This window comes from Allorhizobium ampelinum S4 (assembly GCF_000016285.1).
Taxonomy (GTDB): domain Bacteria; phylum Pseudomonadota; class Alphaproteobacteria; order Rhizobiales; family Rhizobiaceae; genus Allorhizobium; species Allorhizobium ampelinum.
In genome coordinates, this window is the sequence record NC_011989.1 from 1276006 (window position 1) to 1293304 (window position 17299).

Annotated in this window: 16 protein-coding genes; 9 read left to right on the forward strand and 7 right to left on the reverse strand. The window is 58.0% G+C overall.

Annotation, left to right across the window (positions count from 1 at the left end; genetic code table 11):
* Positions 1 to 147 precede the first annotated feature (147 nt).
* On the reverse strand, positions 148 to 1191 hold the full coding sequence (locus tag AVI_RS05980; RefSeq protein WP_015915514.1) for an aldo/keto reductase: 1044 nt from the start codon (positions 1189 to 1191) through the stop codon (positions 148 to 150).
* Between the two features lie 206 nt (positions 1192 to 1397).
* On the opposite strand from AVI_RS05980, the gene fabD reads away from it, so the two are divergent.
* The 8 genes from fabD to AVI_RS06020 all read left to right on the forward strand — a co-directional run bounded on the left by fabD (position 1398) and on the right by AVI_RS06020 (position 9188).
* Positions 1398 to 2342 carry an ACP S-malonyltransferase gene (gene fabD / locus AVI_RS05985; RefSeq protein ID WP_015915515.1) on the forward strand — a complete coding sequence of 315 codons (945 nt, stop codon included), beginning with the start codon at positions 1398 to 1400 and terminating at the stop codon, positions 2340 to 2342.
* A 131-nt stretch (positions 2343 to 2473) separates the two neighbouring features.
* Entirely contained in the window at positions 2474 to 3211 is a 738-nt protein-coding gene (gene fabG, locus AVI_RS05990) for a 3-oxoacyl-[acyl-carrier-protein] reductase (RefSeq protein WP_015915516.1), read from the forward strand.
* A gap of 295 nt (positions 3212 to 3506) precedes the next feature.
* A complete protein-coding gene (locus AVI_RS05995; RefSeq protein ID WP_015915517.1) occupies positions 3507 to 3743 on the forward strand; it encodes an acyl carrier protein in 237 nt (78 codons plus the stop codon).
* A gap of 243 nt (positions 3744 to 3986) precedes the next feature.
* Positions 3987 to 5249 carry a beta-ketoacyl-ACP synthase II gene (gene fabF, locus AVI_RS06000; RefSeq protein WP_015915518.1) on the forward strand — a complete coding sequence of 421 codons (1263 nt, stop codon included), beginning with the start codon at positions 3987 to 3989 and terminating at the stop codon, positions 5247 to 5249.
* Positions 5250 to 5582: 333 nt separating this feature from the next.
* The gene (mltG, locus tag AVI_RS06005; RefSeq protein WP_015915519.1) at positions 5583 to 6827 is read left to right on the forward strand and encodes an endolytic transglycosylase MltG; all 1245 of its coding nucleotides are present in this window, start codon (positions 5583 to 5585) and stop codon (positions 6825 to 6827) included.
* A gap of 55 nt (positions 6828 to 6882) precedes the next feature.
* Positions 6883 to 7773, forward strand: a complete 891-nt coding sequence (locus AVI_RS06010; RefSeq protein WP_015915520.1) for a YicC/YloC family endoribonuclease — start codon at positions 6883 to 6885, stop codon at positions 7771 to 7773.
* 3 nt (positions 7774 to 7776) lie between these two features.
* On the forward strand, positions 7777 to 8439 hold the full coding sequence (gmk, locus tag AVI_RS06015) for a guanylate kinase (RefSeq protein WP_015915521.1): 663 nt from the start codon (positions 7777 to 7779) through the stop codon (positions 8437 to 8439).
* Between the two features lie 68 nt (positions 8440 to 8507).
* Positions 8508 to 9188 (forward strand): class I SAM-dependent methyltransferase, encoded by a 681-nt coding sequence (locus AVI_RS06020; RefSeq protein ID WP_041696398.1) that lies wholly within the window; start codon positions 8508 to 8510, stop codon positions 9186 to 9188.
* Between the two features lie 28 nt (positions 9189 to 9216).
* Here AVI_RS06020 and rsmA read toward each other — a convergent pair whose 3' ends face one another.
* The 3 genes from rsmA to AVI_RS06035 are packed head-to-tail and all read right to left on the reverse strand — an operon-like array spanning position 9217 to position 12040.
* Positions 9217 to 10044: a 16S rRNA (adenine(1518)-N(6)/adenine(1519)-N(6))-dimethyltransferase RsmA gene (rsmA, locus tag AVI_RS06025; RefSeq protein ID WP_015915523.1), complete on the reverse strand. Its 828-nt coding sequence runs from the start codon at positions 10042 to 10044 to the stop codon at positions 9217 to 9219.
* Positions 10044 to 11084 (reverse strand): 4-hydroxythreonine-4-phosphate dehydrogenase PdxA, encoded by a 1041-nt coding sequence (gene pdxA / locus AVI_RS06030; RefSeq protein WP_015915524.1) that lies wholly within the window; start codon positions 11082 to 11084, stop codon positions 10044 to 10046. The genes rsmA and pdxA overlap by 1 nt, the downstream gene beginning before the upstream one ends.
* Before the next feature lie 8 nt (positions 11085 to 11092).
* Positions 11093 to 12040, reverse strand: coding sequence for a SurA N-terminal domain-containing protein (locus AVI_RS06035; protein ID WP_015915525.1), 948 nt, complete (start codon positions 12038 to 12040; stop codon positions 11093 to 11095).
* Between the two features lie 149 nt (positions 12041 to 12189).
* On the opposite strand from AVI_RS06035, the gene AVI_RS31020 reads away from it, so the two are divergent.
* Positions 12190 to 12360, forward strand: coding sequence for a hypothetical protein (locus AVI_RS31020; RefSeq protein WP_156538201.1), 171 nt, complete (start codon positions 12190 to 12192; stop codon positions 12358 to 12360).
* A gap of 232 nt (positions 12361 to 12592) precedes the next feature.
* Here the strand turns inward: AVI_RS31020 and AVI_RS06040 are convergent, their stop codons facing one another.
* From AVI_RS06040 to lptF, 3 genes are read right to left on the reverse strand one after another with little or no spacing between them, the layout of a single operon-like run.
* Entirely contained in the window at positions 12593 to 14926 is a 2334-nt protein-coding gene (locus AVI_RS06040) for an LPS-assembly protein LptD (protein WP_015915526.1), read from the reverse strand.
* A complete protein-coding gene (gene lptG / locus AVI_RS06045) occupies positions 14926 to 16014 on the reverse strand; it encodes an LPS export ABC transporter permease LptG (RefSeq protein WP_015915527.1) in 1089 nt (362 codons plus the stop codon). The genes AVI_RS06040 and lptG overlap by 1 nt, the downstream gene beginning before the upstream one ends.
* Positions 16011 to 17195 (reverse strand): LPS export ABC transporter permease LptF, encoded by a 1185-nt coding sequence (gene lptF / locus AVI_RS06050; RefSeq protein WP_041696400.1) that lies wholly within the window; start codon positions 17193 to 17195, stop codon positions 16011 to 16013. The genes lptG and lptF overlap by 4 nt, the downstream gene beginning before the upstream one ends.
* Between the last annotated feature and the right edge of the window lie 104 nt (positions 17196 to 17299).

Sequence of the window (17299 nt, forward strand, 5' to 3'; positions counted from 1 at the left end):
CGAGCCACAAGATAAGAGCACACTTATATATAAAGATACGTAAAGCCACTCCTGCCTGCAAATGCGGTGAGCAAACGGTTAACGAAAAAAGGGGCAGGATATCTCCCACCCCTATGTGTATTCTTGGCTTTGCTCGCCAAAAAACGGTCAGATCGGCATGGGATATTGCCGATAGATCGCGGCAATGCCCTTCATCACCTCGTCGGACAGGGTGACGTCGGCAGCACCGATATTGGTTTTCAGCTGCTCCATGCTGGTCGCGCCAATAATGACCGAGGCCATGAATGGACGGGTCAGGCAGAAGGCCAGCGCCATTTGCGACGGGTCGAGGCCATGCTGTTTCGCCAGTTCCAGATAGGCGCGGGTGGCGGGTTCCTGATGGGCTGTCAGACGGCCACCGATATCGCCGTTGATTGAGCCGCGCGATCCGGCGGGCTTGGCGCCATCAAGATATTTGCCGCTCAGGATGCCGCCAGCCAGCGGCGAATAGGAGAGAAGCCCGACCTGTTCGTGGTGGGACAGTTCTGCCATGTCGAGATCGTGCGGACGGTAAAGCAGGTTATATTCGTTCTGCACGCTGGCAACGCGAGGAAGGCCTTTTTCTTCGGCAATCGATAGAAATTTCTGCGTCCCCCAGGTGGTTTCGTTCGACAGGCCGATGGCGCGGATCTTTCCGGCGGTCACGCAATCCTGCAAGGCTTCGAGCTTTTCGGTGATTTCGGCCAGCACCTGGGCGCGGTTCTGATTGGATGGATCATAGCCCCAGACACCACGGAAATGATAATGACCGCGATTGGGCCAATGAATTTGATAGAGGTCGATATAATCGGTTTTCAGCCGCATCAGGCTGGCATCGACCGCCTCGCGGATCGTGTCGGCAGTGATCGGTGCACCACCGCGGATATAGGGTCGACCCGCGCCTGCAACCTTGGTTGCCAGCACCACATCCTTACGCTTTCCGGTTTTTTCAAACCACAGGCCGATCAGTTTTTCGGTATCCGTATAGGTTTCGGCCGAGAGCGGCGTGGTGGGATAAAGCTCTGCGGTATCGAAGAAATTGACACCCTTATCAAGGGCATAGTCCATTTGTGCGAAGGCGTCTTCCTTGGTGTTCTGGCTTCCCCAGGTCATGGTGCCGAGGCAGATTGAGGAGACGGAGATATCCGTGCGGCCAAGCCTGTTATATTTCATGGTCTATGGTCCAGGTTTTGAAAAGCTCTTTGCGAGCAGGGAGGGATCGAGGCGGAATGTAGAGGGAATTTCCTGATCCGCAAGACCCGCCAATGCACCTCTAAAGCCTGTGACTTCACCGGGGTTGAGGCGTCGATACGGCCTCGAAGGGTTGACTCTCCAGGATAGTTTGTGAATTGGAGAAGGAAATTAGCAGGGAGTACCGCATGGGTGTCGCATTTACATTTCCGGGCCAGGGCAGCCAGGTCGTCGGAATGGGCAAGGATCTGGCTGAGGCTTTTCCGGAAGCCCGCACGGTTTTTGAAGAAGTGGACGATGCACTCGGCGAGAAATTGTCGGACGTGATGTGGAACGGGTCCGTTGAGGATCTGACCCTGACGGCCAATGCCCAGCCGGCGCTGATGGCTGTGTCCATCGCGGTGCTGCGGGTCATGGAAGCGCGTGGTTTTTCGCTGGCGCGCAAAGTGTCCTATGTCGCGGGCCACTCGCTCGGTGAATATTCGGCGCTCTGTGCCGCTGGTACGTTCAGCCTTGCCGACACCGCTCGCCTGTTGCGCATTCGTGGCAATGCCATGCAGGCCGCCGTTCCGGTCGGTGCCGGGGCCATGGCGGCAATCCTGGGTCTTGAGCATGGCGACGTCGAAAAGGTCTGCAAGGCGGCCAGCAGCGACGGCCCGGTGCAGATCGCCAATGACAATGGCGGCGGCCAGCTGGTGATTTCCGGCGCGAAGGCTGCCGTGGAAAAGGCATCAGTGCTTGCGATGGAAAAAGGCGCCAAGCGCGCCATCATGCTGCCAGTCTCGGCGCCATTCCATTCGACGCTGATGGGTCCGGCAGCCGATGCCATGGCTCAGGCTTTGGCGACGGTCGAGATGAAGGCGCCTGTCGTGCCGTTGATCGCCAATGTCGTCGCCGTTCCGGTAAGCGACCCGAACGAGATCCGCCGCCTGTTGGTGGAGCAGGTGACGGGGCAGGTGCGCTGGCGTGAAACGGTAGAATGGTTCAGCCACAATGCCGTCTCGGTTCTCTATGAGATTGGCGCAGGCAAAGTGCTGAGCGGCCTGGTGCGGCGCATCGACAAGAATATCACCGGCACGGCGGTCGGTTCGCCAGCTGATATCGAAGCGGCCCTGACCGCGTTGATGTCTTAAGCCATCTGGTTTGCGGCCTGCCGGGGCTGGTAGCTTATGCCGGTCGCTTATGAATGCACAATGCAGAAGTTTCTAACATGAGGCTGGCGTTTCGCAGGGCGGAACCGGGTTTCAAGCAACGAGGATTGAACATGTTCGATTTGACCGGCCGCAAGGCCCTGGTAACCGGTGCAACCGGCGGCATCGGCGAAGAAATCGCCCGCATGCTGCATGCGCAAGGCGCAATCGTCGGTCTGCATGGCACCCGCGTCGAAAAGCTGGAGGCGCTGGCCGCCGATCTCGGCGAGCGTGTAAAGATTTTTCCCGCCAATCTCGCCGACCGCGATGAAGTGAAGGCACTGGGCGAAAAGGCTGAAGCAGAACTGGAAGGCGTCGACATTCTCGTCAACAATGCCGGCATCACCAAGGACGGCCTGTTCGTGCGCATGTCGGATGCCGATTGGGACAGCGTGCTGGAGGTCAACCTGACCTCGACATTCCGCCTGACGCGGGAACTGACCCATCCGATGATGCGCCGCCGCTATGGCCGGATCATCAACATCACGTCGATTGTCGGCGTGACTGGCAATCCCGGCCAGGCCAATTACTGTGCCTCCAAGGCTGGCATGATCGGCTTTTCCAAGTCGCTGGCCCAGGAAATTGCCGCGCGCAACGTCACGGTCAACTGTATTGCACCGGGCTTTATCGAAAGCGCCATGACCGGCAAGCTGAACGATAAGCAGAAAGACACCATTATGGGGGCAATCCCCATGAAACGCATGGGAACGGGAGCCGAGATTGCGTCTGCCGTTCTCTACCTGGCCTCTTCGGAAGCGAGCTATGTCACCGGCCAGACACTGCATGTGAATGGCGGCATGGCAATGATCTGAAGACAAGCCAAAACCCGGTTAATTGGTCTGGGAACAACCAGAGGGCATCGATTTTCGGGCTTTCCGGCAGACTTAAACCATGTTAATCGGGCGGGGACTGTGAGCAGTCGTCCCGGAAATGGCCAGAAAATGGCCACGAAATGGAAGGTCTTGCGCCTGACCGTGAGCACGGAACGAACGTGTGCAGAGCGGGTTCAACGCAAATGCCGGCGACGTCTTCGGACCCGCGGGCGCAAAACAGGGTGGGAACGTCATCACGGCATTCCCTTTTATATTAGAGGTCGAGGAAACCGACATGAGCGATATCGCAGAACGCGTAAAGAAAATTGTTATTGACCATCTGGGCGTTGAAGCCGACAAGGTCGTTGAAGGCGCAAGCTTCATCGACGATCTCGGTGCAGACTCGCTCGACACGGTCGAACTGGTCATGGCGTTCGAAGAAGAATTCGGCGTCGAGATCCCCGACGATGCAGCTGACTCCATCCTCACGGTTGGCGACGCTGTCAAGTTCATCGAAAAGGCTCAGGCTTGATCCTTGATCTTCCTGAGAGGGGCGGGCGCCTGTCCGCCCCCTTCAAAGGACCTGCAAGCAAATCATGCACCTGCGGTCCTGTTTGTTTTGACGTTGTTTTCAGGTTTCACAGTCGTACCTCATCCTGGATGACGGTCAATCGGGCTGGAAATCTCTAATCCGTTGCATGTTTTCACCTTCAATCGAGGCGGATTGAGGGGGCATGCGTTAGCATTTGATTGTTTGAGTGGGGTGAACGGGCGAATGAGACGTGTCGTTATCACCGGTACCGGCATGGTATCTCCTCTTGGCTGCGGTACGGACGTCACCTGGACGCGGCTTCTTGCCGGCCAGAACGCTGCCCGCAAGGTAACCGAATTCGAGGTCGAGGATCTTCCGGCCAAGATCGCGTGCCGCCTTCCCTTTGGCGACGGTACAGACGGCACATTCAATGCCGATGACTGGATGGAGCCGAAGGAACAGCGCAAGGTCGATCCTTTTATCGTTTATGCGATGGCCGCCGCTGAAATGGCATTGGCCGATGCTGACTGGAAGCCTCAGACCGACGAGGACCAGATTGCTACCGGCGTGCTGATCGGTTCGGGTATTGGTGGCATCGAAGGCATTGTCGAAGCCGGCTATACGCTGCGCGACAAAGGTCCGCGCCGTATTTCCCCCTTCTTCATTCCTGGCCGTCTGATCAACTTGGCCTCCGGTCATGTTTCCATCCGCCACAAGCTGCGCGGTCCGAACCACTCCGTGGTCACCGCCTGTTCGACGGGCGCCCATGCTATCGGCGATGCCAGCCGGTTCATCGCTTTCGGCGATGCCGACGTGATGGTGGCCGGTGGTGCTGAATCGCCGATCAGCCGGATTTCGCTGGCCGGTTTTGCCGCCTGCAAGGCCCTGTCCACCCAGCATAACGACGATCCGCAAAAGGCTTCGCGCCCCTATGACAGAGACCGCGACGGTTTCGTGATGGGCGAGGGCGCCGGGATCGTGGTGCTTGAGGAGTTGGAACATGCCAAGGCGCGTGGTGCGAAGATCTATGCCGAAGTGGTGGGCTATGGCCTGTCCGGCGATGCATTCCATATCACGGCACCTGCGGAAGACGGCGATGGCGCATTCCGGTGCATGACCATGGCGCTGAAGCGCGCTGGGATGACGGCTGCCGATATCGACTATATCAATGCCCATGGCACATCGACCATGGCCGATACGATTGAGCTTGGCGCTGTTGAGCGGCTGGTCGGTGCGTCCGCCTCGAAGATTTCGATGTCGTCGACCAAATCGGCGATCGGGCATCTTCTGGGGGCAGCCGGTGCGGTCGAAGCGATCTTCTCGGCGCTTGCCATTCGGGACGGCATCGTTCCACCGACGCTGAACCTCGATACGCCGGATGTGGACAGTGCCATTGACCTCGTGCCGCATCAGGCCCGAAAGCGCGATGTGCGGGTGGCCCTGTCGAATTCCTTCGGGTTCGGTGGCACCAATGCATCGCTGGTGCTGCGCCGCTTCGAAGGCTAGAGTTTGCCTGAGGAAAAGCGGAGACCGGTTTTCCCGAAAAGACTAACGGCAGCTTCGAGAGCGACGGGCCAAACGCTTGTGCTTCTGTGATTCAGGCCTTGGTCATGCTCTCAATCCCGACCAGTCGGAAAAATAGATCCCCTGCCTTTTCTGAAAGGCAGGGGTAGAGTATGAAGCTCTGCCGGGCCGATGCTGTTTCGTGGTAAGGGCAGAGGATGGGCTTGAAGGTCTGGTTTCAACCCCTGCCGTCGCTACAACGCCGGAAGACATGTCTCCGGAACCCGCTTTTGCCGTAATGCTTGCCCAAAAGCACCATGACCGAACAGAAGAGGAGTGCCGGTGAGCGATCGCGTCGACCAGGAAGCCAACCGTTCCAGCAATGGTGGCGAACAGCAGCCCCAAAATCAAAACCAGGCGGCAAAAGGGCCTTTCATCCCCAAATCGCCCTCGGAAGCCCTGAGGCCGGAGCGGGTGCCGCAACCGCCGCGTCGTTCGCGGCGCGCGCGCAGCCAGTTGGTGGTGTTCCTGAATTTCGTGATGACCTTGCTGGTCTTTGCCTGCATTGCCGCAGTTGCTGCCTTCTATTACGTGGTCTCTGCGTTTCAGGACCCCGGTCCGCTCCCGACCAACGCCAATTTTCTGGTTCGCAACGGCGCGGGCGTCTCCGAGATCTCCACCAGCCTTGAGCGCAATGGCATGATTTCCGATGCGCGGATTTTCCGTTACATGACATCGACCTATCTGCATGACGGCGATACGTTGAAGGCTGGCGAATACGAGATCAAGGCCGGCGCCTCGATGAAGGATATTCTCGAGCTGCTGCGGTCGGGCAAATCCATTCTCTATTCGGTGACGCTGCCGGAGGGTCTGACGGTCAAGCAGATGTTCGACCGGCTGGCCAAGGATGAGACGCTCGAAGGCGATCTGCCCAAGGCGCTGCCGCCTGAGGGAAGCCTGCGCCCGGATACCTATAAATTCACCCGGGGCACCAAGCGGCAGGAGGTCGTCGATCAGATGCTCGACGGACAGAAACGTCTTGTCGATCAGATCTGGGCCAATCGTTCCCCCGACCTGTCCTTGAAGACCAAGGAGCAATTCGTGGTTCTGGCTTCCATTGTCGAAAAGGAAACCGGCAAGGATGATGAGCGGGCCCATGTGGCCTCGGTGTTCCTCAACCGGCTGCAGAAGGGCATGCGGCTGCAATCGGACCCGACCATCGTTTACGGGTTGTTCGGCGGTGACGGCAAACCTGCTGACCGGCCGATCTACCAGTCGGACCTGCAGAAGCAGACGCCCTATAATACCTATGTGATCAAGGGCCTGCCGCCGGGACCGATTGCCAATCCAGGCCGCGCGGCGCTGGAGGCGGTTGCCAATCCCTGGCGCACCTCCGATCTGTATTTCGTCGCAGATGGCACTGGCGGTCACGTCTTTGCATCGACCCTCGATGAGCATAATGCCAATGTCAGACGTTGGCGCAAGCTGGAGGCGGATCGGGGTGCAGATCCGGGTCAAGCTGTCGATGGCCAGCCCGAAGCGGATCCTGATCAGGCTCCAAAGCCGGCGAAGAAAAAATAACGTGACGCGGCTGGCCGGATGACCGGTCAAACGTAGCTGCGATGGAAGACACACGATGACATTGCAATCCATGACCGGGTTCGCCCGCAATGAAGGTCAGATCGGCCGCTATCGTTTTGCCTGGGAGCTGCGTTCGGTCAATGGCAAGGGGCTGGATGTGCGGCTTCGTCTGCCGCCGGGCCTGGAAGACATGGAAACCGACGTCAAGGCGGCGGTCGCCTTGCTGCTGTCTCGCGGCAATGTGCAGGTTGGCCTGAGCCTGACGGCCAGCGACAACCGCATGGAAGCGGTGGTCAACCGCGATGCGCTGGATGCCGTTCTGGAGTTGCGTGCTCAATTGGGGCCGGGCATCGTCTCTGCCGAACCATTGTCGCTCGACACGCTTTTGTCCATCCGTGGCCTTGTCGATCTGCGCGAGGCGCAGGAGGACGGCACACAACTGGCTGCACGGCGGCAAATGCTGCTGGGCGAGCTGCAAACCGCCGTCGCCGCACTTGCTGAGATGCGGTCGCACGAGGGCCTTGCCTTGCAGGCGGTCCTGCTCGCACATATCGATGAAATCGAGCGACTGGCCTTGGTCATCGAGGCTGATCCATCCCGCAGCCCGGACGAGATCGCACGACGGCTGGCCACGCAGATCAGCGCGTTGCTGGCGTCCGCGCCTGTTTTGGACAAGGACAGGCTTTACGCCGAGGCTGCCTTGATGGCAACCAAGGCCGATCTGCGCGAGGAGATCGACCGGTTGAAGGCGCATGTGGCTGCAGCTCGGTCCCTGCTGCGCGCTGGCGGTCCGGTCGGGCGCAAGCTTGATTTTCTGGCGCAGGAATTTAATCGCGAATCGAATACCATCTGCTCCAAATCCAATTCCGCCGCGGTTACGGCGGCCGGGATCGAATTGAAGGTCGTCATCGACCAGTTCCGCGAGCAGGTCCAAAATCTGGAGTGAAACATGTCCATCGCAGCGTCCAAAAACGCCACCATTCCCAGGCGCGGCCTGATGCTGGTGATTTCCTCACCCTCAGGGGCGGGTAAATCGACCATTTCACGCACGCTGATGGATATCGACAAGCAGATCGGCATGTCGGTCAGCGTCACCACGCGCCAGCGCCGTCCGAGCGAAATCGAGGGCGTGCATTACCACTTCATTTCGCAGCGTGAGTTCGAGCGGCTCAAGGCCTCGGATGCGCTGCTGGAATGGGCGGAAGTGCATGGCAATTTCTATGGTACACCACGCGAGCCGGTTGAGGTGGCGATGTCAGAGGGACGCGACATGCTGTTCGACATCGACTGGCAGGGCGCCCAGCAATTGCAAGAGAAGATGGCCGCCGATGTCGTCTCGGTCTTCATCCTGCCGCCGACCATGACCGAGCTGCAATCGCGCCTGCACCGCCGCGCCGAGGATTCCGAAGAGGTGATCCAGACGCGGCTGGCCAATTCCCGCTCCGAGATCGAGCATTGGCGTGAATATGACTATGTCATCGTCAATGACGATCTGAATTCGGCCTTCGATGCTGTGCAGTCAATCGTCAAGGCCGAGCGCCTGCGCCGCGACCGCCGCCCGGGCCTGTTCGATTTCGTCAATAACCTGATTACGGAAGAGCCAAAGCTTTAATATAGGGTCAGGACTGGAGGGTCCGAACCAAATAGCCTATTCCTGGTGGCATGAGGAGAGAGATGCCAATGGCGGAGAATGGTCTCGATAGCAGCTCGGGTGCGGCGATCTATTCGCCGCTGACCCTGAAGCTTTATGATCTCGTCGTGCTCGGTTTTTCCAACCGCTTCGCTTGGACATGCCCGACCCGCAAGGTGCTACTCCCGTTCTTCAAGGCGCATCTCAGTGACAATCATCTCGATGTCGGCGTTGGCACGGGCTATTACCTTGCGGAGGCGGGGATCGGCCCGCATCAGAAGGTCAGCCTGCTCGACCTCAACCCGAACAGCCTGAAGGCGGCGCAGGCGCGCTTGGCCCGGTCTTTGGGCCGAGCGTGTAGCACCTATGTCGGTGACGTGATGCGACCGCAGCCGCTGCCGTCGGATTGCCGTTTTTCGTCAATTTCGCTGTTTTATCTCTATCACTGCCTGCCGGGCAGCATGGCGGAAAAGTCAGCTTCCATCGCCCATCTGTCGCCCTATCTGGAACCCGGCGGGGTGATATACGGGGCGACAATCCTCGGCGAGAGCGCTGGCCATAACCACTATGGCCGACGACTGATGGCGGTCTACAATGCGAAGGGTGTTTTCGGCAATCGCCACGACACGCAGGAGGGCCTTACGGAGACGCTCAGTGCGCATTTTCAGGATGTGGACGTGCGCCGAAATGGCCGGGTCGCCCTGTTTACCCTGCGCGTCCCGAAGGCATGATCGGCGCGTTTGTTTGATTGAGTAGTGGCTACAGCAGATTGGCAATCCGGCAGAATTCCTCGACCGACAGGGTTTCTGCCCGGCGCGATGGATCGATTTCGGCGCGGTTCAGAAGCGCTTCACCACCCAGGGGCTTCAGGCTTGCACGCAGCATCTTGCGCCGCTGGCCAAAAGCGGCCTGGGTCAGTTTTTCCAGCTTGGCGATCTCGCACGGAATGGGGGCAGGGCGCGGCGTGAGATGCACCACTGTGGATGTCACTTTCGGCGGTGGTGTAAAGGCCTGTGGCGACAGGTCGAACGCCATATGGGCCTCAGTCCGCCAGCCGCAGAGTACACCGAGACGGCCATAATGGTCGTCGTCAGCTTCTGCCACAATCCGCTGGCCGACTTCCTTCTGGAACATCAGCGTCAACGAATCCCAGAAGGGTGGCCATTGGCGTGGCATCAGCCAGTTGATCAGCAATTGCGTGCCGACATTATAGGGCAGGTTGGCAACGATTTTCACCGGACCATCCGGGGCCATGGCCTCAAAGTCAGTCTTCAGGGCATCGCCCTCGATCACCTCGAGGCGGCCGGGATAATGGTCGGAAATCTCGGCCAGCGCCGGCAGGCAGCGGCTGTCGCGCTCTATGGCGATAACCTTCTTGGCACCCAGCGCCAGCAAGGCCCGCGTCAGGCCGCCTGGGCCTGGGCCGACCTCGAACACCGTCGCATTCGTCAGGTCACCGGCGGTGCGGGCGACTTTCTGGGTGATATTGAGGTCCAGCAGAAAATTCTGGCCGAGTGCTTTCTTTGCATCCAGCCCATGGCGCTGGATAACGTCGCGCAGCGGCGGCAATCCGTCCAGAGCGGCCATCAGACGGCCAATGCGTGGGTGAGGGCGGCCTTGCGGCTGATATCCACCGCCAGGCGTAGCGCCGCGACCAGGCTGTTTTCACGGGCAATACCCTGGCCGGCGAGGCCGAACGCGGTGCCATGGTCGGGCGAGGTGCGCACGAAGGGCAGGCCGAGCGTGACGTTGACCGAACCGTCGAAATCCAGGGTCTTGACCGGTATCAGCGCCTGATCGTGATACATGCAGACAGCGACATCGTAGCGGCGGCGCGCTTCCTCATGAAACATGGTGTCGGCAGGCAGCGGCCCGAAAGCATCGATTCCCTCTGCGCGCAGGATCTTGAGAGCCGGTGCGATGATCTCTTCGTCTTCGCGGCCCATCGCGCCGCCTTCGCCAGCATGGGGATTGAGCCCGGCAACGGCGAGCCGAGGCTCGGCAATGCCGAATTTGTCGCGCAGGTCGGCATGGGTGATGCGACAGGTGCGAATGATCAGCTCTTCGCTCAGCGCTGGCGCCACCGCGCTTAGCGGCATGTGGATTGTGACCGGAATTGCCCGCAATTGCGCTCCGGCCAGCATCATCACAGGCATGACCGGGTGGCCTGTGGCCTTTTCGGCAAGAGCGGCCAAAAACTCGGTATGACCTGGAAAACCAAATCCGCCCTCATAGAGCACGGATTTGGCGACGGGATTGGTCACGACCGAGCCAGCCTGACCTTTCAGGCAAAAATCAACCGCCATTTCAATGGCTGTTATCGTCGAGCGCGCGGTTGCAACATGCGGCTCGCCAGCCACGACATCGATACCAACAGGGATCGGCAGAACCGGAAACGCGGTTTCGAAAACCTCTGCCGCATCCTCTGCCCCGGTTTCCTTGAAGGGAATGTCCAGCCCCAGCAGTCTGGCACGGCTTTTCAGCACGGCTGGATCGCCCAGAAACAGGAATGGCGGCAGGTCGAGCGCCTTGCGCTTCGTCCATGCCACCAAGGCGATATCCGGGCCGATCCCCGCTGGATCGCCTTGGGTCAAGGCGAGGGGAAGACGCTGGCTGGTATCCGACATGATGATGCTCAACGATTGATGATCTGGGCCTTGGAGCGCAGTTCGGTCAGGTATTTTTCGGAATTCGGATCGCCCTTGGACTTGTCTTCCTTGCCGATATCTTCGGCCTTGAAAACCGCTTCGGCGGCCAGATCGTCGGAGACTTGCTTCTGATTGCAGATCGCCAGATATTCAATTCCGCGTTCGGTGACGCGCGTGCCTGTGGTGGTGCCGTTCGCGCCCTCAATCAAAGGCTTCCAGTCGTCAGGCAATTCAGGCTTCATCACCCGACCGAGGTCGCGGATCGAGACGTCAAGGTAGTTTTTGGCAAAATCCATGGCCTGGTCGCAGCCGGGAAACTTGGCGCGGGACGCTTCGGCCTCTGCCTTGCGCTTGGCGGTCAAGGTGGCGCGTTTGGCGACGGGTACAACGAAAATAACCTGTTTCAGGGTGTATTCTGTCGTCACTGGCTTCTGTTTGTTTTCAAGCAGACGGGTAACCATGTCCTGATTGCTCATCTTCGAGCGGGACGCATAGCGTGCGTTTACCAGTCGTGGCCAGCTCATCTGCACGGCAATATAGGCTTTGAAGTGCTCGACGCCGACACCGGCCTTGTCAAGGATCTGGCCCATCTGCTGCGTCGACAGCTTATTGGAAGCGGCGAACCGCCCAAAAGCCTGGTCGACATCCATGGTGCTGACGGACATTCCGACCCGGGCGATTTCCTGGCGTTTCAGTTGCTCGTCGATCAATTCCTGACGGGCCTTTTTAGCGACGTCACCTGTCTCGTGGCGAAGTTTCAGGAAGGCAATCCGCCGTGCCAAATCGGTATTGGTAATCGCGGTTTTATTGACGACGACAGCCACGCCGGTATCGGCCAGAGCTGGAGTGACCGTTGCTGGCGCAAAGCCTGTCACGCAAACCAAAGCCACCGTTGCAACAACAGCGGCGCGCAAAGTTTTATTGCTCAAGGTCATCACCTGTCCTTTTCCCATGCCGCAGCGATCCAATGGCGCGCGGCACCCTCTGAATGATCGTGTTCAGGGTCTACCGTTCAAAACACGCACGTTTTTTCCCGGTAAACTCTGCTGCATAATTTCTTAAATCGGCAATGATTCAAAGAATTATGCAGCAGGCACAGCATATTGGAGAATTCCCGCTTCAAAGTGAACCGCAGAATGCTCCCTTTTTACTTTCAGGCATTTACACCACAAAGCCGCACCGCACTTTTGCTGAAAATGCTTTATTGCAGGATCGATTGCACAAACCCTGCGGCGAAACAATGGCTTTTCCATAAGAAACGGCGCTTCAACCAACGGTGTGGCAGCGTTTCTTATAAAAACACATCTGTTCTAAGGCATCAGACCGAAAAGCCGGGAACTGGATCTTGAAAAATCCGATGTGAAAATAAAAACCAATAGCATCGTGCCGAATCCAGTCTCCGCCCGGTGCTATTGATATTTTGGATCAATAGGAACGTGGCCCGCCGCTTTCCAGGGAAAACAGCGGGCGTCTAAAGGCGAGACAGATCAATTGAACCCGGTGACGTCGGTATCGCCTACTTTGACATCGCCCAAGGTGCGGAATGTCAGTCGGGCGCCGATGGACCAGTCATTGGCGGATTCGTCATCGTCCTTGTTCTTGTAAACGATGGAGAAGATCGTGCAATCGTCGGCATAGGACACGCCGATGCCATAGCGGTTGATATTGTCCTTCTTCACATCCCAAGTAATCGAACCGAAGACCGACCAGAAATCGCCAATCTTGACCGAGCTGGCGTTCTGTATCTCTTCGCGGTCGTAATCATAGCCGTAATTAGGCTGCGCCGCGATCTGGGTGTAGATGAAATTCGTTTGCAGTTGGTCGTTGTGATAACCGATGGCCGAATCCGTCCGCGCGACCTCAAAGGTCTTTTCATCGAACCGCGCATTGACTGAGGTGGATATGCCGTAAGGCGTATCCAGCCCGACCATGCCGACATAATCGGACACTGCTGTTTCCAGGCCCGATTCGTTGCCGGCATAGACCAGATCCGAGGAGGCAAAGGAGTTTTTGCCGGCCAGTTGGTAGGACTGCCCGAAGATACTGCGCAATGTATAACCGCTGTCGAACGAGCCGGTATAGCGCAGGCCGACATTGGCACGCGTGCCGCCTTCAACCCGGTCATAGCCGGAGAACTTGTCGCGCTCAAACAGGTTGCTGGCATCGAAGACGAAGCTTTGCGCATCCTCATTCGTAAGTCGGCCGGCCTGTTGCTCGTCGGGTCGGACAAAGATCTGGCCAATTGGCTCTATCACATGCGTGCTGCCTGGCGCGCTGAGCAGCCATGGATAGCGAACCTCAAGCCCAGCCGTCACCATCGATCGGGTCACGCCTGTGGTGTCGTTGTAATTGCCGGAATAGCTGGACCCTGGTGCGTCCATGTTATTGCCAAAGGCATCGCCACGCGCGGCAAGGATAGGTGTCAGCAACACGCCCTGCGGTGTATCGAAGGTGCGCTTCCATTCCACTTCACCGGTCAGGCGGGTCGTATTGCCCTTCAATCCGCTGAAGCGTTCGTTGCCATTGTTCAGGTTGAGAATATCGCTGTTATAACGCGTCAGGGCCGTGAAGTTGACGGTTGCCGACAATTCTCCGCCCATGAACGGTTCCGGCGCATAATAGCTATAGTCGATGGTTGGGGTGACAATCGGCTGCTTGCGCTCGGCGACATCCTTGCTGTCGGCATCCTGGATGTCGAAGTAATAGGCGCGCATGTCGAAGGAATTACGATCCCCAAGACCGGTCAGATAGACCTGATTGGTATGGGTTTTCTGGTTGAAACCTTCCAGATCGTAGGTGCGTGCGAAGTTGTTGTCGCTCTCCAGCATCACGTCCCAGCCGAAGCTCCAGCGGGGATTGATATCGAATTTGCCGGTCGAGCCGACCATGCCGCGGAAGTCCTTCTCGGCATCCGTGGTGCCGCTGTCGAACTTGCCTGGGTTTAACTGGTCGATGCCAGCAAAGCGCAGCGTCGCCAATCCATCCTCGAACTGATGGCGCACTTCTGTATCGAGCAACACACCCTGGCTGGTAAACCCACCCAGTTTGATCGTGGCGTCGGTCTGCGGGGAAATGGCCCAGTAATAGGGAACAATAACCCCAAACCCGAGTTTCTGAGTCGTGCTGAATTCGGGAAACAGGAAGCCCGATTTACGCTTGACGGTATTGTCGGGAACCTCGATTGACGGGATCAGCGCAATCGACTTGCCGAACAGCTGGAAGCGCGCGTTTTCCAGGCGGATCGTGTGGGTCTTGCCATTTTGGATGACTCGTTCGGCCTTGATCTGCCAGAAGGGCGCACGGCCCTGTTCCGCGCAAGGCAGACAGGCGGTGTAGACACCTTTGTAGAGGATCATCTGGTCGCCGTTGACGCGTTCGCCCTTCTGGGCGGCGATGCGGGTATTATCCGTCGTCTCCACCCGCAGGCTGTTGACGAAGCCATTGGCGAAGTCGTCGGTGACGTCCATCTTGTCGGCATAGATGCGGTTACCATCAGGCTCTATCAGTTCGATATTGCCATAGGCCATCATCCGACCGGTCTTCTGGTCGTATTCGACGCGCTTGGATACCATCTGGTAGCCGGCGTAATTGATCTGGACGCCGCCGACCGCAGTCACCTTCTGGGCGTCCTTATCATATGTCATTTCATTCGCTGCGAGCATGAGCTTCGCATCGGCGGGAATTTTCGGTGACACCAAACCATTGCTGGAGGCCGTCTGCGCATAGGCAAAAGGCACAGGAACGAGGGTCGCACTAAAGGCGACGCCTGCCAGCAGGGCTGTGAAAAGCCGTTTTATATTTCCGCGGTCAATTGCCGCCACTAACCATCCTCCTGATGAAGCAGGATCGTCGCCCCGAGCGCTGTCGCAACAATGACAGGAACCCAGGTCGCAACGAACGGAGGCACAACGCCACTGCTTCCGAACGCCTTCACGAGCACTGTCGCCACATAAAGCACGAAGCCCGAAATGATTCCACCCAGAATCACGGAACGTGACTGGTTGAACCGGCTGAATTTGAGAGAAACAGTTGCAGCAATCAGAGTCATCGCAACGAAAAGGAAGGGAGTGGAGAGCAGCGTGTGAAACTGCGTTTCCAAATTCTTCGTTGAGACGCCATAGGATTTGGCAACTGCGATTTTCTGAGAAAGTTCATAAAAAGCAACAGTATCCGGCTGTGCGAGACGCTCCTGTACAAATTCCTGTTTCAAATTGGTGCTAACTTGTGCCGATGTCTCCCGCTTGGGTGTTTCGCCAGGCTTGGTCTCTACGACATCCTTAAGCAACCAGTAACCATCTTGCAACTTCGCTGTGCGTGCATCCTGACGGGAGGTGATTCGACCCTGGCCGTCGAAGTGGATAAACACCGCCTGCATCAGCAACGTACCGTCTTCCAGAACCGAGGTCGCGCCGATGATCGTGTCTTCCTTGCCAGTGATCTGGCGCATCCAAGGCACGGAGTTCTTATTGTTGCTGGCCTTGCCGGGGTCGCTGTATTCGGCCTCCAGTGTCGCAGCCTGTTTCTGTCCGAGAGCGGCAAGCGGATTGATCAGCAGGGATGTGGCGCAGCCGAGCATGAAAGCGCCCAGCAGGAAGGGGAACATGAACTGCCAGACGGAAATGCCTGCGGCACGCGCAATCACCAATTCGGAGCGCCTGTTCAGGGTGATCAGGGTCACCATCCCGGAAAACAGTGCGATGAAGGGTACGGTTTGCTGGAGCAGCAGCGGCAGGCGCATCAGCGTCAGCAGGAAGACGCCAAACAGCGAGGATTGTTCGTTGTCGGAGAACCGGCCACTGACCTCGCTGAAGTCGATCAGGAAAATGATCGCTGCGACGCCAATCACGAACCAGAATACGGTGATTGCATAGCGCTTGAGAAAATAGCGGCTGAGCGTGTTGAGCATCATGCGCTGCCTCCATTGTCCTGGCCATTGGCGCTATTGGAGCTAAAACGCCGCTGAAAGGCCAACCGTGTCGTGTCGATCATACGACGCAAGGGTGCTGGCAATTGCGATTTCTTCTGCCGCATCAGCATCAGGGTGGCAATCGCCGCGCTGGCGAGCGGTGTCGCATACATTAACACGATGAAGGCGGCATTCGATTCGGACTTGTTGGCGGCATAGAATGTCAGCCAGCGCAGAACAAGCGCAAGGGTCAATGCCGAGACCATAGGATGCAGCCGTGCCTCTCGGTGGGAGCGCGCATCGCCGGCGATGGCCAGTGAAATCAGCGCGAAAGCAAAGGGCAGGAGCCATTCTGTCATGCGCTTATGCAGTTCCGCCCGATATTCGCCTGGGTGATCCTTGTAATCGTCGTCATTTGTATCCGGATTGAGCAGGAAGCTCAGGCTGCGGTCACTCGGCCGCATCTTTGCCTTGCCACGGGTTTCCGTCAGGTCGGACAGGTCGAAGGCATAGGAATCGAACCGCACGATCGAAACCGTGCCACCCGGTGCTTTGCGCTGGACCTCACCGTCATGCATGATCAGCGCGGTCCCGGTCTCATCCACCGCGCCTTCGCGGGCATAATAGATCAGCGAATAGGCCGGGTCGCGGTAATCGGCGACGAACAGGCCTTTCAGCACGCGTCCCGCCAATCGCTGGGAAATCTGCACATAAAGGCCGTCTTCCACCTTGCGGAAGGTTTTTTCCTCGATCACCGTCGAGAGAAGGTCGGCATAGGCATTGGCAATCATCTGACGCGCCGCCACTTTCACTTTTGGCTGCACTTCGTTGGTGATAACAAGCGTTATCACGCTGATGGCCAGCGCAAACAGCAGGATTGGCCGGAGAATAACCGCACGAGACGCACCGGCGGCGTCGATGACGGCCAGCTCGGAATCGTTGTTCATCGCCGTCAGGCTCTGCGTAATGCCAATAACCAGCGCAAACGGCATGACGATGGGAATGATGGTGGGCAGGATGAGGGTGGCGAGCGTGGCAAAAGAGCCGATCGACTGTCCGGTATCGGTCACGAGATTGATGCGTGCCAGGACCTGTGTTGTCCAGATGATCGCCAGCACGGGCAGAAGTGCCGTCAGGAACATCTGCGCGACACGCCGCAATATATAGGACTCAAGAAGCTTCATGCCGGATCCTGCCAATAGCGCCTATTTGCCCATCGTCAGGGCAAAACACAAGAGCCGATGCTTCAATCATCTGTGCAGGACTTTTTAATGATGCTTCTCGGCAA

Bases quoted from the DNA above. Each gene is read 5' to 3' on its own strand.
- AVI_RS06020 (WP_041696398.1), top strand. From the start codon at position 8,508: ATGGCGGAGAATGGTCTCGATAGCAGCTCGGGTGCGGCGATCTATTCG.
- AVI_RS05980 (WP_015915514.1), bottom strand. From the start codon at position 1,191: ATGAAATATAACAGGCTTGGCCGCACGGATATCTCCGTCTCCTCAATC.
- pdxA (WP_015915524.1), bottom strand. From the start codon at position 11,084: ATGTCGGATACCAGCCAGCGTCTTCCCCTCGCCTTGACCCAAGGCGAT.
- AVI_RS06035 (WP_015915525.1), bottom strand. From the start codon at position 12,040: ATGACCTTGAGCAATAAAACTTTGCGCGCCGCTGTTGTTGCAACGGTG.
- fabD (WP_015915515.1), top strand. From the start codon at position 1,398: ATGGGTGTCGCATTTACATTTCCGGGCCAGGGCAGCCAGGTCGTCGGA.
- gmk (WP_015915521.1), top strand. From the start codon at position 7,777: ATGTCCATCGCAGCGTCCAAAAACGCCACCATTCCCAGGCGCGGCCTG.
- lptF (WP_041696400.1), bottom strand. From the start codon at position 17,195: ATGAAGCTTCTTGAGTCCTATATATTGCGGCGTGTCGCGCAGATGTTC.
- rsmA (WP_015915523.1), bottom strand. From the start codon at position 10,044: ATGGCCGCTCTGGACGGATTGCCGCCGCTGCGCGACGTTATCCAGCGC.
- lptG (WP_015915527.1), bottom strand. From the start codon at position 16,014: ATGATGCTCAACACGCTCAGCCGCTATTTTCTCAAGCGCTATGCAATC.
- fabG (WP_015915516.1), top strand. From the start codon at position 2,474: ATGTTCGATTTGACCGGCCGCAAGGCCCTGGTAACCGGTGCAACCGGC.
- AVI_RS31020 (WP_156538201.1), top strand. From the start codon at position 12,190: ATGCAGCAGGCACAGCATATTGGAGAATTCCCGCTTCAAAGTGAACCG.
- AVI_RS05995 (WP_015915517.1), top strand. From the start codon at position 3,507: ATGAGCGATATCGCAGAACGCGTAAAGAAAATTGTTATTGACCATCTG.
- AVI_RS06010 (WP_015915520.1), top strand. From the start codon at position 6,883: ATGACATTGCAATCCATGACCGGGTTCGCCCGCAATGAAGGTCAGATC.
- fabF (WP_015915518.1), top strand. From the start codon at position 3,987: ATGAGACGTGTCGTTATCACCGGTACCGGCATGGTATCTCCTCTTGGC.